This window comes from Pseudoalteromonas luteoviolacea (assembly GCF_018100925.1).
GTDB lineage: Bacteria > Pseudomonadota > Gammaproteobacteria > Enterobacterales > Alteromonadaceae > Pseudoalteromonas > Pseudoalteromonas obscura.
Map to the genome: position 1 here is coordinate 394,821 of NZ_JAGJEH010000003.1, position 20,087 is coordinate 414,907.

The window sequence follows — 20,087 nt, forward strand, 5'->3', positions numbered from 1 at the left end:
CCTCGCGGAAGGCTAACCTAAAAGCGCCAATAAAAACAGGTCAAGTATGCCCTAAAAGAGGGGTATTAGGCTTAAATTTTGACAATAACTCTTTTCATGAGTTCAAATATTCAATTTATTGTTTGCGATTTAATGCAGCTACCTTAGCTTTGCTTGCCAACTTGCAAAGGCATATTATTTGGATATGCCTTCAACCATGCTGCACTTGAATACACACTCACACCACGGGAATTATTTCATTTGTACAAGTTTAAGTTAGTGCGAAGTATCCTGTTATAGCGGCAGCTGCAACCAGTACAGGGACTATTACCTGCCAAGGTAACTTCGCTGAGGCATTTGCGGTATTTTGCGCAGAATCCTCACCCAAGGTATTTACGGATGGATCCGCTGAAATCGGTGCACTATCTGGCGCCAAGGACTCGGACACAGCGGGTGCTTTACCATCCACAGGATCACAAGGTAATTGCCACTGATAGCCTTTTTTTGAAAATGTTTTGATCGCTTCATCACCAAATAGTGCTCTTAAGTGACCAATATTCTGAAATACAACTTGTTCTGTGACGGTTCGACCAGGCCAAACCTCTTCAAGGATTTCAACTTTGCTGTGGATTTTATCCGGTTGTGTGATCAATAACGCGAGTATTTGTGCTGGTTTTTCTTTTAACGAAATTTTTCGCCCGTCTTTAGATAATGTGAGTGCTTGAATATCAAACTGAAAGTCGTCGAATGCTAGTTTCATTGTCCCTAAACTTATAATTATAATTTTCACCGATGTTACTATTTTTACCACAAAAAAGGATATGAATTAAACCTGTTATTTATATATGGTTTTAATTTCAATTCATTTGCCCAATAAATTGCACTGCAAATGCGGCTGCACGGTCACATCCGTTTTACCGCGCATAATTAACTTTTAGTCAGCTGGCTTGGCCTTAAAGCGAAGCCAATTGTTTAACTGCCCACCAAATTGGTAGAGCGCTAGACTCAGAATAATGGTAATGGCGCCTATCAATAACAACATCGTGATCTCCTCGTTGTTAATCAGTGCCCCTAAAGTCATTGCAAACCCCGGCGTAATTAAAGTAGTTAATGCTACCGTACTCGCTTTCATATGCTGCAAAATATGAAAGTAAGCAAGAAAACCAAAGAAAGAACCAAAAATACCGAGATAAAAAGTGGACCACATTGATTTCTCGCTCCAGCTTTCCACCTCAAAAGGCGCGCCTGCTAAGAGCCAAATTATTGCAAAACCAGGGGTGGCAAAAAGCAAAGACCCATATGTTGTGGCCATAGGGTGGATCGCTATTTTCACACGCTTAACTAACACACCACTTAGACTAAAGTTAACAACTGCACATAAAACATATATCAGCCCAATTGGCTCGATGTTTAACTGTTGCAACTGTGCAAAACATACCAATACCATGCCAAGCAGAGCCAAAGCAAGCGCACACTTTTTGATTGCTGTGAACTTTTCCTCGCCCAGCAGCTTTTGCGCTAGAATGCCCGATATTATTGGCGCTAATCCAAATACCAAAGAAATCACCCCTGAGGGTACTGTTAGGGACGCTAAATACGCAAACATCATTCCGACCAAGATCCCGCCACCAGAATAAGTGTAAAGGAGCCATGCTTTTTTCGTCCATTGCATTCTGATTTTACTGAAAGTCACCACCACAGCAGCTAACACTAAAGCCAGCAGCATTCTTAATAGTACGCTGGTAGTGGGAGCCATAGAAGCACTACTCCAGACAATTGCCAGCGGTGTAGTAGACCAAATTAATACGACAAAAGCATAAGACAGTTGCGCGGGCATTTCTTTTTATCCTTTATGACAAGGACGATAAATGGGAGAAACGCTTTTTGAAGGGCTAACCGCATTTATCGTCGCGGTTAGAAGAAGTTGCTTAACCGCTACACACAAAGCCACGTGACAGGGAGCCACGATAGATTTAGTAATGTATTAGTTAGCTTGTTCATTGTAATTTCTTATTATCCTGCAAAGTAGAATGTCTACTATGTACCCTTCCACTGCTTGAGTCAACACGAATAACAAAGAAAAATTGACAACTGCTCAGAGAATTTCAGATAGACAAATTTGACTGTACTGTCGTAGCATCGCACACCTTTAAATTATGTAATTTTCAAAGATGTTATTACCGTTTATTTTAGTGATTGTATTAGTCAAATCTTCGCTGTTAGGGCTAGGTGGGATCAGTATTGTCATTGCAGCGTTGTCGCTCTTGGTAATTAAACTTACATCACTCGGTATATCTAAGTCACACAGGTTGAAATTTAAGCGCTTATTTAAAATCGCCTTGTGGGGCCACCTGAGCGCCTACATCGCGTTGCTTTTAAAAGCATTGCTAATCGATGGCATCGAAGATATACCAACTTTTATTGTCAGCCACTTAATATTACATCATGCACTTTGTGCTACCATTGCGGGTGTCTCCGTATTTTTGGCTTTGCGGATTTATATGGATCACCGCCGCACTACAAATATCCCGCAGACAAAATGAGATTGAGATGATTAAGCGCTCACTAACCGGCCTACACATACACATTGCCTCACCAGTTTTATCTAAACAGCATTTTTTATCCCGTAATCTACATATCAACTGATTTGCTTCACTCTAAATAATTTCACTGTTTGCACACGAACAAAATACACCAACCCTCTTTCACATTATTTGCGCAATTAGCATCCAAACTATATTTTTCAATATTACATGGGATCACTCATTATGGTCACTCCACTCCCCAATTCAAATCAGCAAAACGTGCAATTCACACCTGCTAGCTCCACTCAGTCTGAGCAGCAATCGGATACAGTCGCAGATATTTTGCAGCAATTTGAAGCCGAAACACTATCCGAAAATGATGCCATAACCATTGTAGATAGCTTCCGTGAAGCGGGCATAAAACCCTCGCACGCATTGTCTGTAAAAATGGCTGAACTTGGCTTTGATGCGAAAGCAGTTGGTGAGCTAGCCGGAGTACCTGAACCTGATAGACAACATAAGGGGAAACCGCCAGCAGAGGTAAACTTAAAACAAGTCGTCACTTTTTTGAGTGATACCTTGGCCAAGCACAGCACTGAACAACTCAGTAACGAGCAAATACAAACGCAATTAAATGACTTTAAACATAAACTCGGCATATCCGAAGAACACTCCTTTCTCAATATTAAAGTTTGATATTTAGCCAACAATATGCCATTGTAGGTACATCAGATGGGATTCATCTGGTGACATTATCGTGAGCGGGATAGACCTGCATAGCGCTTTTAAATAACAGCAAGGGGTTTGCTGCAATGACATTATGTAACGAGCAACAATACGATTTCCTCGTATTCATAGGCCGTTTTCAACCTTTTCACCAAGGTCATCTTCGTGTGGTCAAAGAAGGTTTAAAGCGCGCTTCACAAGTAATAATATTATGTGGCTCAGCCCACCAACCAAGAACCGTTAGAAACCCGTGGACCAGCTCAGAAAGAGAGCTAATGATACGTGGCACACTTTCCGCAGAAGAAAATAGCCGAGTTCACACTGCACCACTAATGGATACCGTCTACAACGATGACGCTTGGGTGCGCAATGTGCAGACAACGGTTAAGGGTATTGTCACTGCACAGCATAGAGTGCCGCATAAAACACCACTTATTGGCCTGATCGGTCATAGTAAAGATCAGTCTTCATATTATCTCAATATGTTCCCACAGTGGCAGTCTGTACCTGTAGAAAACTATCAAGCTATCTCTGCTACGCCGTTAAGAAAGCACCTATTTTCAGCACAAAGCGAAGACTTTTTAAGTTCAGAAGATGCGCAAAAATTGCCTCTTCACGTACGCGGTATGTTAGACAAATTTATGTGCACCGCTGACTATCATGCGATCCGGAACGAGCATGAGTTCATCGAAAAATATCGCCAAGCGTGGCAAACCGCGCCATACCCTCCCACCTTTGTTACTGTGGATGCGGTTGTGGTTCAAAGCGGACATGTACTTCTAATAGAACGTAAAGCTCGCCCAGGAAAAGGGCTATGGGCACTACCTGGCGGGTTTATTGATGGCAGTGTAAAGCTCATTGATGCCTGTTTGAGAGAACTCAGAGAAGAGACAAAATTAAAAGTGCCTGCGCCAGTGCTAAAAGGTTCAATCAAGCAACAAAGAGTGTTCGACGATCCACATCGTTCGGCGCGTGGGCGTACAATCACCCATGCATTTTATTTTGACTTGGCACCAAATAATGCGCTGCCAAAGGTCAAAGGCGCTGACGATGCAAAGCATGCCATGTGGGTGCCACTAGCAGAGCTTGAACCATGTAAATTATTCGAAGATCACTACTTTATTATTCAAGAATTAACAGGCATGTAAATGCCAAATCCAGTAGGGATAGACCCTACTGAGTATTTTAGATAGGAGGAACTCCATCATGACAAACATCATCCTAAATGCGGACAGTTATAAAGCATCTCATTACAGACAATACCCAGAAGGCACCAGCCAGGTATCAAGTTATATCGAACCTCGCGGGGGACAATATGATAAAGCGCTGTTTTTTGGTTTGCAGATGTTCATCAAAAGTTATTTGACTACACCACTCACACACCAAGACGTCGATGAAGCCAAAGAAATTTTAGAAGCGCATGGTGTCCCGTTTAATGAAGCGGGTTGGCGTCATATCGTCGATACACACCAAGGTTTTTTACCCATAAAAATACAAGCGCTACCTGAAGGATCCGTGGTACCAATTAGCAATGCTTTAGTGCAAGTTATCAATACCGATCCCAAATGTGCTTGGCTAACCAGTTATGTTGAAACCGCATTGCTACGTGCCATTTGGTACCCAACGACCGTTGCTACAGTCTCGTACCACTGTAAGTGCATCATTAAACGATACCTTGGAGAAACTGCCGACTCCCTCGATGGACTTGAATTCAAACTACACGATTTTGGTGCACGTGGTGCGACGACTGAAGAAGCTGCTGCAATTGGTGGTGCTGCGCATTTACTCAACTTTATGGGCACTGACACTCTCAGTGCAATTATGGCCGCGAGACGCAATTACGCAGCTACAATGCCCGGATTTTCTATTCCTGCCGCTGAGCATAGTACGATCACCGCGTGGGGGAAAAGTGGTGAAAAAGCAGCTTATGAGAATATGCTAAAGCAGTTTTCGGGCCCAGGGAAACTGGTTGCTGTAGTAAGTGACTCTTATGACTTATGGCACGCCATTGATCACATTTGGGGCGAAGAGCTTAAAAGCCTAGTTGAAAATAGTGGTGGTACATTGGTTATTAGACCAGATAGTGGTGAACCTGTTGAAGTTGTCACCACCACAATAGAAAAACTGATGGACAAATTTGGCTACCGCACAAATAGCAAAGGGTACCGCGTGTTACCTGATTGCGTGCGAGTTATTCAAGGAGATGGTATCGCAGAAAACGCAATCGAAGAGATTCTAAGCGCGATGAAAACTAAACAGCAAAGTGCGGAAAATATCGCATTTGGCATGGGCGGAGCACTACTCCAAAAACTTGATCGTGATACCATGCAATTTGCCATGAAAGCCAGCGCTGTCAAAGTAAAAGGCCTTTGGCATGACGTCTTTAAGGACCCTGTAACAGATCATGGCAAGCGCAGTAAAAAAGGGCGTTTGGCTGTAGTTAACGATCCAGTGAAGGGCGTCAGAACAGTCCGTGAAAATGATTTAGGTGGCAGAGAAAACCTATTAAAAACAGTATTTAAAAACGGCCAATTACTCATAGAGCAAAGCTTTGATGAAATTAAAGCCAACATCAGCTAAACAGAAGTAACACATGCGGCGAAATTAACTGCGCCGCATGGTATTACGTTACATCACAGGTCTTACATTTCAACAATGAGTTCCGGATCTGGCCAGTAATCATCGCGCGGTTGCGTATAATTACCCACATAGACCAAGAAGGACAAGTTTGATGTTAGATGTAGAAGTATGCAAAAAAGCACGGCTTTCAAGAGATCCCCGATTTGATGGCAAGTTTTTTATTGCCGTAAAAACCACAGGGATATACTGCCGAACAACTTGCCCTGTGCATCCGCCAAAAGAAGAAAATGTACAATATTTTGTTAGTGCGCTGTCAGCGGCTCAGGCTGGGTTTCGCCCATGCCTGCGTTGCAGGCCCGACAGTGCTCCGGGCTCAGCACCTTGGAAAGGGGTTGGTGCGACACTGGACAGAGCGATTGCACTCATTGATCAAGGGGCGTTACAAGACGGTACCTTGCCCCAATTGGCCTGTCGGCTTGGTGTCAGTGACCGCTATGTACGTAAACTATTCAACCAATATCTCGGTGTATCCCCAAAGAAATACGCCTTGTACCAACAGTGTTTATTTGCCAAAAAACTTCTCCATCAAACCCGTTTACCTATAACAGAAGTCGCATTGGCAAGTGGCTTTGATAGCATTCGTCGATTTAACGATTGCTTTAAAAGCCAATTGCAGTTCACACCCACTCAAATGCGACAACAACAAAAGAAAGCAAATTCAAATATTGTCCTTGAACTGTACTATCGGCCCCCCTTCAATTGGCAACATATGCAGCAGTTTTTGGCGAAAAGATTGATTGAAGGACTGGAGTGGACAACACCGCAAAGCTACGGTAGAACATTTCAGTGGCACGGCAGTCAGGGGAAATTTACCGCGGTGCACAACCCAGAAAAGCATTGCTTTAATGTCGAAATTGACATTGACGAACTCAAGTCACTGAAACCTGTCGTGAACAATATTCGTCGGATATTAGATTTAGATGCGGATCTCTTGCAAATAGAAAATGATTTAACGCGTGCATTGCCAAATGAATTTAAGTTAGTACCTGGATTAAGGTTACCTGGTATCTGGAGTTTATTTGAAGCAGGTATACGCGCTATTCTTGGTCAACAAGTGTCCGTACAAGCAGCAAAAAACCTCGTAGCTCAGTTAGTACACACACTTGGTCAGCCAAAAGATACCGGGTATTACTTCCCCACTCCAGAGGCCACTGCTGACAGCGACCTCGAATTTTTAAAAATGCCCAATGCGCGAAGGCAAACATTACGCCGATTTGCCGAGTACTGTTGCCTTGCAGACTCCGCTGAACAACCAGACGAGTGGCTCGATATAAAGGGGATTGGTCCTTGGACTGTGGCCTATGCAAAAATGCGTGGGCAAAGTGATCCTGATATTTTCTTAGCTTCCGATTTAGGGGTGATTAAAGCGCTCAAAACACAACGTAAGTTCCTTGAAACGCAACTCTCACCATGGCGTAGCTACCTCACTTTTCAATTATGGAGTCAATTATGAACCTATTTACCGATTACTTTCAAAGCCCATTGGGACTCATTGAAGTTAAAGCATCAAATCTTGGGATCCGACAACTGATATTTTGTGGAGACCAAACGACAGAGGTGAAAAGTAGTGCGCTCTTGAAAGAATGCAAACAGCAATTGTCAGCATATTTCGCTAAGCAATTGACTCAATTCGATCTCGATTTAGATTGGCAAGGTACGCCTTTTCAACAGCAAGTCTGGCAAGCCCTGACATCGATACCCTTTGGCCAAAGTATGTCCTATCTTGAACTCGCGGAGCATCTCAATAACCCCAAAGCTGTGCGCGCTGTTGGCGGAGCAAATGGACGAAATCCTATTACTTTAATTGTCCCTTGCCATCGTGTTATTGGTGCTAACGGCAAAATGACTGGGTATGCAGGTGGCGTACTTAGAAAGCAATGGCTACTTGCACATGAAGGATTAATCGACAATCAACCCAGTGATCAGGAATTAGCAGCTCTTATTTCTCAGCGCCAAGCGAAAACTGAATTTTTACAATAAAAACACCCACGACAAAAACATTGAGCATCAGCACAAAAACCACCGTTCATAGGATCAACACATTAGATTCAATCGCCATTTTATAGTAATACGCAATAATCGGTCAGGGGTTTAAAGGCCAATAACTTTAGACACAATACTTAGAAGGCCTATTTCAAATCAATCAAAGCACAAAGAATTATCAAATAATTAACACAAAAAACCTTTAAAGTACGAATAAATTATATATATTAATAGCTGTGACAGTGCATAATTTATGGTAGAGAGTATGTCGCGTGCCAGCTAAATATAACGCTAAATATTCACTTCGTTTAAACACCTATTTTGATGGTCAGGGCAAAGTTTTTCCTGCTTTGTCTTTGATCATTATGGTGATATTTGCCCCTTTGGCAGTTAAAAACCTCATCATTGGCGAATATGCTTTAGGGTTACTTATTGCAATTTTTATCTGCGCTTTTCTTGCTGATAGCAATGCACTGCTCAAAGGCAGAGCACTGCCGATTAATGAAAATATCATCGCTATACTCGCCATTAGCTGCGTGAGTTTAACCTTGTTCACACTTGGCGCAGGCACTATTTTCTGGATCTTTCCCGTCAGTATCATTATAAGTTTTTCATTTCCGCTGATAACATCCATCATCTTCAATAGTCTGTTGCTACTCACAGCTACTACCTATGTCTTTTTAAATTATGATGTTGCAGATTCATTGCGATTTTTCTTTGCCTTTTTACTGACGGCATGTGCAGTGCACTTACTCTTAAGGCAAATTGATGCATTACATACTTTGCTCAAAGAAGAATCCAGCAAGGATGCATTAACTGGCGCATTGAATAGACGCCAACTCAACTTGTTTTTAAGTGATGCACTGGCCAACAAAATTCACTACCATAACGACTCAACTCTCATCATGATAGATGTTGACCACTTCAAACAGATCAACGATATATATGGACACGCCAAAGGCGATGAAGTTCTCATTAATTTAGTATCAGATATACGCGCTCAGATCAGAGAGTCAGACCTTCTATTTCGTGTTGGCGGGGAAGAGTTTGTAGTACTGCTCCCCAATACACAACTTAAAACGGCTGAAAAAGTAGCACAAAAGCTCAGGGCAAACATCAAAACGTCAGCACTACTGGATAACCGCACTATAACAGTCAGTCTCGGACTCTGTGCGACAGGGAATGGTTTGACACAAACAAAGTGGATGAGCTGTGCTGACAAAGCGCTATATGCAGCTAAGCAACGCGGGCGAGATAGAGTGTGTTTATACAATTTGAACCAAAATCGCATTGAAGATGTTGCTGCATAAACGCTTTATTGAGCCATACATTTAGAGAAAAATAAGTAAAATCTAATACCAAGCGCTATTGCGTAGCACTTAACCGACCAGTTGCTATACTCAGACCAAGCTTGCTGCGCAAAGGAACCACTATGAAAAGAATTATTTTGTTTACCCTCTTTTGTACTATCAGCTTTTTGGCCACTGCCGAAAAAGAAAAAAAAGAGCTACCTCCACTCAACCCTGCTTATCAAGGTGAGCATGGCATGGTTTTAATGAACCGCGGTTCAAAAATATATGCGACAAATTTTGCATCTTATAAGTTGCCCAGCGACATTCAAATTGTTTATAAGATCGACAATCCTGACGTTGCATTTTTAAACCTAGTTCGAGATTCAGACTTCATAACGATTAAGCCCAAGCCATTTAATTTACAGCGTTTAGAAAGAGGTGAAGAAGTCAGTATTGTCGCCGACGTGTACGAAGGTCACTACAAACGCGATGGCTTTAAAGTGTATAGTGACAGAACAATCGTCTTTAGCAAAAAGCTTTACGCGAGAAAGCTAAAAGATCTGTCCGCAGCCTCACAATGGCAAGAATACGCCAGCATTGAACTCAATAAAACCGAACGCATTTTTGTTCACAAGATAACTAAAACACCTAGCTTTAACCATTTGATTTTTGTCGACTTAACCAATGCGTGCATGCAGAAATTCAGAACCTCAAAGCGCGTCCCTAAATTGTCTGAGTTAGTATATAAGTTTGTTAATTGTGGGACATTGAAACAGCTTTACTTCGAAACTGAAGACTTTCGCTGATCAAGAGCAGCATCGTTAACTCTTTTATTGACTATCAATCCTTCTTTTCTACCGAGCCATGAATGGGCAGTCGAATAGTAAATCGACAACCCTGTTCTGGCTCGCTGAAACAACTAATCTCGCCTTGCAGCTTCTGAGTAACAATATTGTAGACTATATGCATACCTAACCCTGTACCACCAGCACTGCGCCGAGTGGTGTAAAACGGGTCAAACACCTTTTTGAGTGTTTCGTTATTCATGCCTTTACCACTATCGGTGAAGGTCCATTCGATATGAGTGTCTGTACGCACCAAACTGATTTCAATCACTCCCGCCTGCTTTCCTTCATCAAAACCATGTTTTACTGCGTTTTCAACCAAGTTTGTGAGGATCTGTGCAATGGCTCCTGGATAAGTTGAAAATACAATGTCATCGGGAAATTGCGTATTGAGAGTGATATCTGTGTGCTTCCACTTTGGTTTTAAGCTCATCAGAATATCCTCTAAATATTGTCCAAGATTAACCTCACCTAGCTCCTCAATTGACTGATCTACAGCGACTTGTTTAAAGTTTTTAACCAACTGTGCGGCCCGTGTCAGATTCGATTCTAACAGCAGTAAACTCTCTGTCATTACTTCAATAAATGACTGCAGCTTGGTTTTTGTAAGCTTGTTACTATCAAACAAATCGTGACACTCCTTTAATTCTTTCACGGCATGAGAACTCGCTGTAATTCCGATCCCTAGTGGGGTATTTATTTCATGTGCAACACCTGATACGAGACGCCCAAGACCCGCCATTTTCTCTTGTTGTATTAATTGTTCTTGTGTCTGTTTAAGGTTGTCATGAGCATCTTTAAGCTGCTCGAATGTAGACGCCAACTTTTCTACAGACTCCGCATTGGCAAGCGCAATGGCTGTGTAGTTGGCAATGGTGCGAAGCATTTGTACATCGTTGTCATTAAAAGCTGATGGCTTAAAGCTCTGTACGGTAAGGCAGCCCAACACTTGCTTATCAATAATCAAGGGTAAGTAGATCAGGGACTCTGTACTGGCACCACTTACAGGTGGAGCCAAATCCTCAACATAGCGATTTAGCTCTTCGATTTGATTGATTACCAGTTCCTTTTGGTTGTTGATACACCACACCGCAGGGCGACGCTTATCTGTCAGCACATATTCAAATGAAGGTAATTTTTTTCCTTGCTCTATGGCCAATTGGCAAAGTATGCGCTGACGAGGTGGATCCAAAATACCGATCACAAAAACATCCGCATTCATTAGCTCATTGACGTGTTTATACACCCGCTCTAGCACCGAGTCTAACTGCAATGTCGAGGTGATCTCTTGGCCTATAGTGCCCAACATAGAAATATTTTCGGTACGTGATTGCACAAGCCTGTCCAATGCCACTTGCTGCGTCTTCAAGCCTCGTACTCGCCAGCGATAAAAGCCATAAAAAGCACCGATAATAAGTAGCAGTAACGACAGTTTAAACCAGGTTGTTTCAAACCACTTAGGCTGTTGCACAATGCTTAAATCTATTTGATGCTGGCTCCAAACCCCTTTGCGATTAGTTCCCTTTATATGCAAATGATAACGACCCGGAGGAAGCCGTGTATAAGTGATACGTCGCTTTGACGCATCTGTATAAATCCAATCTTCGTCATAACCTTGAAGTTTGTACGCATACTGGTTTCGTTCTGGAAAGGTAAAATCCAATGCTGAAAACTCTATGGAAAAGCTTTTGGTCGATGCTGGTAACTGCAACTGATTAGGAACTGGCACTGTTAGGTTGTCAACTTCCAGCTCACTGATCACCAGTTTTGGCTGATACTGCCAACTTTGCCAACGATCAGGGCGCAGTATTAGGATCCCTTTGGTTCCCCCATACAACATGGTACCGTCGCGCAATTTAGCATATGAACCTGTCCACATAGTGCCTATATCCCAATCATCAGCATTTGTGAGGTTCTGCCATGTGCGCTTCTCGGGATCCAGCCAACCATAGCCATTCCACAACCTCCCCTGCGCATCTTCCAGTAAATTTCCCGCCGTACCGGCAGGTCTACCAGCCAACTCATTAAGAGGCTCAAACTCGGCGTAAAGTCCGTCAAAATGCACTAAACGATCTAGTCCATGAGGTGTGGCAACCACTAACCTTTGCTTGTTATCTATCAATAAGCTATTGATATAGTTATCAGATAAACTGTCTGTTGTACCAGCCTCAGCACTCACTTCAATCACTTTTTTATCGTCAAGAAAAATGACTAATAGGCCATTACGTGTACCAACCCAAAGGCGATTCGCATGGTCATAAGCAAAGTTTAATATCGATTTACCCATGAGCAATTCGTGCCCACTAAACGCCGACAGGGTCTCTACTTTTTGAGTTAATGTGTTTACTAGGGCAACCCCTTCTCCGGTGCCAACCCACAGCCTATTTTGTGGCGTTTCGAACAGGGTTACGATCTGAATACTAGGCAACCCTTCCGGTATCATGTAGCGGTAGAAGCGCCCCTTTGTAAAATCAAATCGGTGTAATCCTTTGTTGGTAGTCCCTGCCCATACACTGCCATCTCGGGTTTGCAGCATCACTCTGACATAGCCATCAGCCAGTGCCTGCGGGTTGTCTGGCTCGGGACGAAACCCGCCAATGACGCCAACACTAGGATCTATAATATCGATGCCTGATTGAGCATTGCCCACCCAAATTTGACCATTGTCCAGCTCAGCAAAACCTTTTATATCGCTATGGCTCAATGAATTAGGTCGTTCAAGATGACGCACAAATGTTCTGAATGCACCATTTTTCGGGTTGTATCGGCTCACGCCTGCGCCCCAAGTGCCCACCCACACCACGCCCGAATCATCTACTAACATCGCTCCCATTGTATCTAGTGCAATGCTATATTCATTTAAAGGTTCATGGCGAATATGACGTATTACATCGGTTGATGTCGCATCAACAACGGTAATACCTCCGCCGGATGTAGCGAGCCAAATTTCATCAGCACTTGGCTGCACTATCCCATTGACCCAATGATGACTCAGTGATTTCTCATTGTTTGGTTGATGTTCTAGCCAATTAATCTGAAAAGTTTCTTGATCAATACGTGCTGCACCATGATCTGTTGTACCAACCCAAACAGCCTTATCTTGAGCTAGATAGAGGCGGTACACGTTTTTGTTATTGAACTGTGCATATGTTTGCCCAATCAACTGGGTGTTCCGATTCAATTGTGCATCAGGTAGCGTTATACGACATAGCCCCAATTGAGTACCAACCCAAAGAACCTGTTTTTGCTCAATAAGTAATGAGCGTATTCGCGCGGTTTTAAAAGGCAAATCACACCCAGAAATATTGTTTAACCTTGTTACCTCGCCAGTATGACTATTTATATGATTTAACCCATCATTGCTTGCCACAAAGATGTTGCCATCTTTATCTCCTGTAACTGCTCGAATATTGTTGTTAGACAGACTATTTGTCTTGTCCACATGGTGTTTGAAGTGCTGAAACTGGTTGGTCGTTGGGTCAAATACCGTCATGCCATCGGAAAATGTGCCAATCCAAATCCGCCCTTTTGCACCTACCCATAATGCGCGAATAAAATTGCCCGGTAGTGAATAAGGATTATCTGGGGTGTGCTCAAAGCGTTTAAAACGATAGCCATCATAACGTACTAAACCAAATTGTGTGCCTATCCAAATAAACCCTTGCTGATCCTGCACCATAGCTGTGACAACCCCTTTGGGTATTTTTTCACTGTCGCCGACATGCTGAAAGATGAGTTCTCCTAACTCAAAAAAGCGGTGTTTAGATTCTGCGTGATGATTCGCTATCCCTTGAAGCGGCACATACAAACACAGTGCAGCAATTAAATAAGCGATAAACCGAATGAGCAAAGACATGTTCACTACGATATCCGATTAAAAAGTTCAAACAAATAAAGTGCATCTAGGCTTTCAGTATAGGTAAGGGATGAAAACTTGGAAAGAAACCAGAGCGTACCTGCGAAGTGAGGTAAACACAACCGAGATTGGCACAGTTACAGTAAGTGACAGCACTCAAGGCGTTTAGAATGCTCTAGCCTAACACTGCCATTTAATGAAAGTTTCGTGATTTAGCATCAAACCCTCGTAGCAACTCACTGCGGTCAATTAAGCGTCCAGCAATAACATGGATTACATCCCCTTCTTTTTCAATAATCCCTTTTACTTCTAATAATGTCGCGCCTAGGTAAGCCTGCTTTTGTGCTCTAGCAGTGCCTGCCCATACCACCACGTTAATATTGCCTGTGTCATCCTCTAGCGTGAAAAACGTCACGCCTGCAGCTGTTCCAGGGGATTGCTTCCCCGTCACAACACCTATCACCGTCACCAAACTTTTGTGTGTTTTTTTACTTAAATCTGTCATCCGTGTAAATGCACCAAGCATTTCGGCCTCATCAAGCAAGGAGATCGGGTGTTGGTTAAGTGTAACCCCTGTCGCGGCGTAGTCCTCTAATAAATCTTCAAACGCATCTGGCGATTGAATAGAGGGCATCTGATCATATGGCAGCGCATTAAAAAGGGGCAAAGTAGACTCTTGTTCCATCAGCTGCCAGCGAGCTGCATATCTATCATCGCTAAAACAAGACAGCGCATTTGCAGATGCCAAGCGTTCGAGTGCCGCTTTCTCCACACCTAATTCAGACAAACACCGTACACTTGCAAACCCCTGCTCAGGACGTTTATCAGCTATGAGTATTGCGGTATTTTGATTAAGTCCCTTAATAATCCTAAAGCCTAACTGAATAGCCCACAGCCCTTCAACTTGGCATATGAAATGCTCATAGCGAGAGTGGTTCACACATACAGGTAAGACAGGCACATTGTGGCGCCTAGCATCTTGGAGTAGCTGTGAAGCACTGTAAAACCCCATAGGTAAACTATTGAGTAATGCGGTGTAAAACATCGCCGGATAATAGTACTTAAGCCAAGACGATGCATACGCTAATACGGCAAATGAAGCGGAGTGACTCTCGGGAAAGCCATACTCTCCAAACCCACAGATCTGCTCAAAAATACGCTCTGCAAATTGACTATCGTACCCTCTTTGAGTCATGCCGTTGAGTAGCTTTTCTTTAAATTGCATCAACTCACCGGTCTTTTTCCAAGACGCCATCGCACGTCTGAGTTTATCGGCTTCCCCTCCCGAAAACCCAGCAGCAACCATCGCCAGCTTAATGACCTGCTCTTGAAATATTGGCACCCCTAAGGTGCGCTCCAGTACTGACTTCACAGCCTCGGAAGGGTAGGTAACAGGCTCCTCACCACTGCGCCGCTTCAAAAATGGATGCACCATATCACCTTGAATTGGTCCCGGTCTCACAATGGCTATTTGAATCACTAAATCATAATAACACTGAGGTTTTAAACGAGGTAGCATGCTCATTTGTGCACGAGACTCAATTTGAAATACCCCCACAGTATCTGCTTTTTGAATCATGTCGTACACTTTTGGGTCATCTTGTAATCGGGTTAGCTGCGCAATGCTCAAGCTTCGCCCCGTATGTTGCTCAACCAGTTCAAATGTTTTACGAATAGCACTGAGCATACCCAAAGCCAGCACATCCACTTTTAGCAGAGCAAGGCTTTCTAAATCGTCTTTATCCCACTGGATCACTGTACGCTCTGGCATTGCGGCATTTTCAACTGGCACTAAGTCATGTAGGGGCCCTGCTGAAATCACAAAACCACCGACATGCTGCGACAAATGACGCGGGAACCCCATGACTTCATTGACCAACTCGATAAACTGCGCACCTTTTAAGGAGCCGGGCTCTAAGCCCAACTCAACAATTTGCGCTTGCCAGTTCAAACCTCGATCACGTCGATTTACGTTTTTAATAAAGTAGACCAATTGCGACTCACTGATCCCAAGCGCCTTTCCCACATCGCGCACCGCACTTTTAAAACGATAGGTAATTACAGTCGCAGCCAATGCAGCGCGTTTGCGGCCATACTTTTGATAAATATATTGGATCACCTCTTCGCGCCTTTGGTGTTCGAAGTCAACGTCGATATCAGGCGGTTCGTTGCGCTCTCGGCTAATAAAGCGTTCAAACAGAACCGCAACTTGACGGGGATCTACCGCCGTGATCTCTAAGCAGTAACACACCACAGAATTGGCCGCGGAGCCTCTTCCTTGATAGAGAATCCCCTGCTTTTTGGCAAACATCACGATGTCGTAAATTGTCAAAAAAAAGTAGGGATAGTCCAGCTCTTCAATTAAGCTCAACTCCTTTTCGATAGTCTTGGCAATATCATCAGGGACTCCTTCAGTAAAACGGCGCTGTATGCCTTTTGCTACCAAAGATCTTAAATATTGCATTGCTGTTTGGCCTTGTGGCACTAACTCACTGGGGTATTGGTAACGCAACTCATCTAAATTAAAGGTGCACAGCTTTGCAATCTTTAATGACTCTGTGACCCAAGGTGGCTTAAATATTTTGCTGACTTTATCTTTTGAGCGCATTGCTCGCTCACAATTGTTCAGCAACTGGGCTTTAACTTGCTCAACACTTTGATTCTGACTGATGGCAGTCAGTACATGCTGGAGACGGATACGCTGAGCACTGTGCATTAACACTGCGCCCACGGCACAAATTGGAAAATGCAGCTGCTGAGCCAATGTTTCACAGTGGTGCAGATATTGTTTTTCTTGATTACTTAAATTTCGCTGTATCCCTATCCAAACACGTGAGCCATGATGTCGAGAGAGCCAAGTCCCCCAGTTTTCATCCTCAACTTCCCCCTGCGGTAACCAAATTATCAAACAGTGTTTTACAGATAACAAATCCCACTTTTCAAGAGCATACTCACCTTTGTCAGCCCGCCGTCGGGCATTGCTGATCACGCGACACAATTCGCTATAAGCCTTTTTATTTGGGCAAAGTAAAACCACTTGTAGAGACTCCAAACGAAAAACGCTGCCGACAATCAATTTTAAGTCCAGCTCTTCATCTTTTATCAAGGTATGCGCACGCACAATACCAGCAAGAGAGCACTCATCGGTAATAGCCAGTGCTGAGTAGCCAAAAAAGTGGGCTTGTTTAACCAACTCTTCTGGGTGTGACGCGCCTGTCAAAAATGAAAAATTGCTCTGGCAAAAAAGCTCTGCGTACTGCATTAACTAAATATCCCATGCATAAACCAACGCTGCTGCCGATCTCTAAAAACCCATAGGCGCCGATAGTTTTCATCTTGTGCCACAAAATAATCGCGCTCAACTTCATGACCATCCCACCACCCTGTTGCGATTCTCTCAGGGCCTTGTAGTAGTATCACTTTGCACTGTAAAGGCTGCACGCGAGGTAACAACAGATTAGGCCTACATAACGGTGGTTTTTGCTCTGGTACTGTTGTGCGTTTAGCGTGCACTAATGGCTCAACTCGACCTGTTGCGAGCTCGGGACGAGCATCGGCCATTGGTTGGATCCCTTGCACGGCCTCTTCGCCTAATTTTGCCTGTAAAGTACTCAATAAACCCGCAGCTGTCATTGTGCCAATACGTTCAGAGAATAAATCATCTGCCAATGTTTGCGGTTCACAGAGTATCGGCACTTTTAATGCCACAGCTTGTAAAGGAGCTGAGAGCTGAGTGCGCTCTAGTACAAGCTGACACAAAGCTTGCCATTTATCTGCTCGATACTCCCCTTGTGCGCTCCCTACACTCAATTGCAATGCGTCACAATCACGCTGATAAAATGTTAACTCTATGGCCTGAGTCAGCTTATTGCGCAGCCGCAAAAACTGTTCTAGTTGCACAAGCAGTTTGAGTAATGGGCGGGCTAAAAAGTCGAGGTTCTCTATTTCATACAATAAGGTTACATGACGTTCAAATACTTCAGGCGGCTGATAAAAGGTGATCGGGTGATGCAGCTTACCCTGTAAACGCCCAACATAATGTACTAATGCCGTATCGAATCGTTTACCGAGCTCCACCAATGGAATATCTAATAAGGCCTGTACTGTTTTCACACCTACACGCGTTAGCTTTTGTTGTTGCTGATTCGTCAACGCCAAAGTATTGATTGGCAGCTTGCCTAACTGCTTCATGAGTTGTTCACGGTTCTGACACAAGCTGTCAAACTGATTCTGTGCCAGCAGCTGTGCCGCAATAGGCGAATAGCCTAAGCTAAAATGATAATGCACATGCTGTGTTTCAAGTCGAGTTTGAATAACTTGCCAGTAATGGTCTAAGTCTTGATGTAAAGACAGCATACTCGACACTTTTAGCAATAGCCCTTCAGGTTCTGATAAATGTATTTCAGCAGTGTCTAAATAGAGCCATTGAGCCAACTCAATTAAACGCTTTTGCGTATATACCTCACTGTATTCATGCACACATAACGACGAACTCATCGCCGCAGCAGCACCTAATCCCATACCTTTGCGCACCCCAAGCTGCTGAGCTGACCGATTCAACTGTATGACGCTGTGATTTTTACCTGAAACGATAATGGTCGGGGGCACTTGCATACCTTGAGCATGCAGGTTGTCCAATTGCAGCTGAGGAAAGTGTAAATAGAGCCAAAGAGCCATAACCCTACCTGCTCGCGCGGCGCTGTGGCTGTAAAAAAGGTAACACTTGGGCTTCAGGAGCCTTTTGCTCAGTCTGCGCTATCACAAGGGGCCATAATAATCTCCAAGGTAGGGTTAATTGGGGTTTCGCCCAACCACCGCGTAATTTATTCACCTTAATTTTAAGCCCGTCAATACCAGGTTCGAGCTGCAAGCATAAACTCACAGGCAGAGAACCAAATTGAGAAACATCGTTACGTAACAAACAACACAAACTTTTTCCCGTTTGAGCGCTCAGTAATAAACGTTTCACCTGATGTACTTGCAGATCTCGATGCCATAACAATACGCTGCCGCAAGCTCCACTCTTTAAACACTGCTCTGCCGCCCATAGTGCTTCTTGGCAAGTGCTAGTCGAGATCACCCATACAAGTTCAGTCATAACATCCTGATGTACAAGCGCATGGGCATTGATACAGGCTGGCGGGTTTATCATGACGCATAGGCGCGATTGCGAGCGAATATAAGGTAGCAGTAAACGCACTTCCCCCACTCCCGTGTGGCTTTTTATATCCACCACACCAGGCATAGGGAAACCACCATCAAGGTGTGCATCAAGCACATCATACCCAGTACTTACTTTTTCAACTAAGCGCTGAGTCAACGGTGCATTATCAGTCCCTTGCCAAACAAGGTTCTGATGCTGTAAGAAATCGATTAAATTAGCCATATCACACAATTCACTGTATATATATACAGTATCATTGATCGATTTCAAAAGTGCAAGTTTATCGTCCGTATTGGCTGAACTATATTTGTCATAGCGGATACATTAATGTAGATGACAAGCATATGTGTGGCAGACTTAACATCACAGATGACCCCTTTGTGATCCAAATTTTATTAGACTTGGGCATCGAAAACCCAATAGAGAAAATGCAGTTCTCACGCTTTAAACGAGCAACAGATAAAGTGAGTATCATCTATCAAGAAAATAATCAGCGTAAAGTAACTGGCGCAACTTGGTGGTTGTTACTAGCACAAACTGAAACGGGCTTTAAGCCCTCTAAATATACCTCGTTCAATAGCCGCTACGACAAACTCAATGTCACAACCAGTGCCGCATATCACCCATTTCGACACCAGCGCTGTATTGTGGTTGCAAAAGGGTTTGGAGAGACACAATATAAAAATGGAAAGCCATTACATTATTATGATTTTCATGCACACAATGCGGCACTGTGTTTCGCAGGTCTGTATAAAAAGTGGCATCATCCAGTTACCAAAGAGCAGATATTTTCCTGCTCAATCATTACGCTTTCGCCGCACCCAAAGCTTGCGCCATACCACGATAAAGCCAGCCCATTTATTTTACCTCAACAGCCGAGGTTACTAGATCAATGGTTGGATGATACCTACCATAACGTGGCACACTTCACGCCCTTACTGACGCCATATTTGCCCCAAACATTAATTGCACAACAAATTGATAAACCGAGCCGTTATAACCCCATAGGACCAGAAGTGATTATTCCGCAAGATCAGTAGCAGTTACAAACAGCTCATGAAATAGGCAAGCACAGTA

At 43.5% G+C, this 20,087-nt stretch carries 15 protein-coding genes; 9 read left to right on the plus strand and 6 right to left on the minus strand.

The window, feature by feature from the left end; translation table 11 throughout:
• Window positions 1-250 precede the first annotated feature (250 nt).
• Both J8M00_RS07765 and J8M00_RS07770 read right to left on the minus strand, forming a co-directional pair.
• Window positions 251-739 carry a winged helix-turn-helix domain-containing protein gene (locus tag J8M00_RS07765; RefSeq protein ID WP_211009723.1) on the minus strand — a complete coding sequence of 163 codons (489 nt, stop codon included), beginning with the start codon at window positions 737-739 and terminating at the stop codon, window positions 251-253.
• 174 nt (window positions 740-913) lie between these two features.
• Window positions 914-1,816 carry a DMT family transporter gene (locus J8M00_RS07770; protein ID WP_211009724.1) on the minus strand — a complete coding sequence of 301 codons (903 nt, stop codon included), beginning with the start codon at window positions 1,814-1,816 and terminating at the stop codon, window positions 914-916.
• Between the two features lie 334 nt (window positions 1,817-2,150).
• Here J8M00_RS07770 and J8M00_RS07775 point away from each other — a divergent pair, with 334 nt between their 5' ends.
• The 8 genes from J8M00_RS07775 (at window position 2,151) to J8M00_RS07810 (ending at window position 9,951) form a co-directional block, all read left to right on the plus strand.
• On the plus strand, window positions 2,151-2,522 hold the full coding sequence (locus J8M00_RS07775) for a hypothetical protein (RefSeq protein WP_211009725.1): 372 nt from the start codon (window positions 2,151-2,153) through the stop codon (window positions 2,520-2,522).
• Between the two features lie 225 nt (window positions 2,523-2,747).
• The gene (locus tag J8M00_RS07780; protein ID WP_211009726.1) at window positions 2,748-3,200 is read left to right on the plus strand and encodes a hypothetical protein; all 453 of its coding nucleotides are present in this window, start codon (window positions 2,748-2,750) and stop codon (window positions 3,198-3,200) included.
• Window positions 3,201-3,316: 116 nt separating this feature from the next.
• The gene (locus J8M00_RS07785) at window positions 3,317-4,378 is read left to right on the plus strand and encodes a bifunctional nicotinamide-nucleotide adenylyltransferase/Nudix hydroxylase (protein ID WP_211009727.1); all 1,062 of its coding nucleotides are present in this window, start codon (window positions 3,317-3,319) and stop codon (window positions 4,376-4,378) included.
• 58 nt (window positions 4,379-4,436) lie between these two features.
• Complete coding sequence (locus tag J8M00_RS07790; protein WP_247687280.1) at window positions 4,437-5,810, plus strand: nicotinate phosphoribosyltransferase; 1,374 nt, start codon at window positions 4,437-4,439, stop codon at window positions 5,808-5,810.
• 151 nt (window positions 5,811-5,961) lie between these two features.
• Entirely contained in the window at window positions 5,962-7,323 is a 1,362-nt protein-coding gene (locus J8M00_RS07795; RefSeq protein WP_211009728.1) for an AlkA N-terminal domain-containing protein, read from the plus strand.
• Window positions 7,320-7,850, plus strand: a complete 531-nt coding sequence (locus J8M00_RS07800; protein WP_211009729.1) for a methylated-DNA--[protein]-cysteine S-methyltransferase — start codon at window positions 7,320-7,322, stop codon at window positions 7,848-7,850. The genes J8M00_RS07795 and J8M00_RS07800 overlap by 4 nt, the downstream gene beginning before the upstream one ends.
• 275 nt (window positions 7,851-8,125) lie before the next feature.
• Window positions 8,126-9,163 (plus strand): GGDEF domain-containing protein, encoded by a 1,038-nt coding sequence (locus tag J8M00_RS07805; protein WP_211009730.1) that lies wholly within the window; start codon window positions 8,126-8,128, stop codon window positions 9,161-9,163.
• A gap of 122 nt (window positions 9,164-9,285) precedes the next feature.
• Window positions 9,286-9,951: a hypothetical protein gene (locus J8M00_RS07810; protein WP_211009731.1), complete on the plus strand. Its 666-nt coding sequence runs from the start codon at window positions 9,286-9,288 to the stop codon at window positions 9,949-9,951.
• A 34-nt stretch (window positions 9,952-9,985) separates the two neighbouring features.
• Here the strand turns inward: J8M00_RS07810 and J8M00_RS07815 are convergent, their stop codons facing one another.
• From J8M00_RS07815 to imuA, 4 genes are all read right to left on the minus strand, one after another.
• The gene (locus J8M00_RS07815; protein ID WP_211009732.1) at window positions 9,986-13,846 is read right to left on the minus strand and encodes a two-component regulator propeller domain-containing protein; all 3,861 of its coding nucleotides are present in this window, start codon (window positions 13,844-13,846) and stop codon (window positions 9,986-9,988) included.
• Window positions 13,847-14,039: 193 nt separating this feature from the next.
• Window positions 14,040-17,108, minus strand: a complete 3,069-nt coding sequence (locus J8M00_RS07820; RefSeq protein WP_211009733.1) for an error-prone DNA polymerase — start codon at window positions 17,106-17,108, stop codon at window positions 14,040-14,042.
• The gene (locus J8M00_RS07825) at window positions 17,108-18,523 is read right to left on the minus strand and encodes a Y-family DNA polymerase (RefSeq protein WP_211009734.1); all 1,416 of its coding nucleotides are present in this window, start codon (window positions 18,521-18,523) and stop codon (window positions 17,108-17,110) included. The genes J8M00_RS07820 and J8M00_RS07825 overlap by 1 nt, the downstream gene beginning before the upstream one ends.
• Window positions 18,524-18,527: 4 nt before the next feature.
• Window positions 18,528-19,232, minus strand: a complete 705-nt coding sequence (gene imuA / locus J8M00_RS07830; RefSeq protein WP_211009735.1) for a translesion DNA synthesis-associated protein ImuA — start codon at window positions 19,230-19,232, stop codon at window positions 18,528-18,530.
• Window positions 19,233-19,354: 122 nt separating this feature from the next.
• Here imuA and J8M00_RS07835 point away from each other — a divergent pair, with 122 nt between their 5' ends.
• Complete coding sequence (locus tag J8M00_RS07835; RefSeq protein ID WP_211009736.1) at window positions 19,355-20,050, plus strand: SOS response-associated peptidase family protein; 696 nt, start codon at window positions 19,355-19,357, stop codon at window positions 20,048-20,050.
• Window positions 20,051-20,087 lie beyond the last annotated feature (37 nt).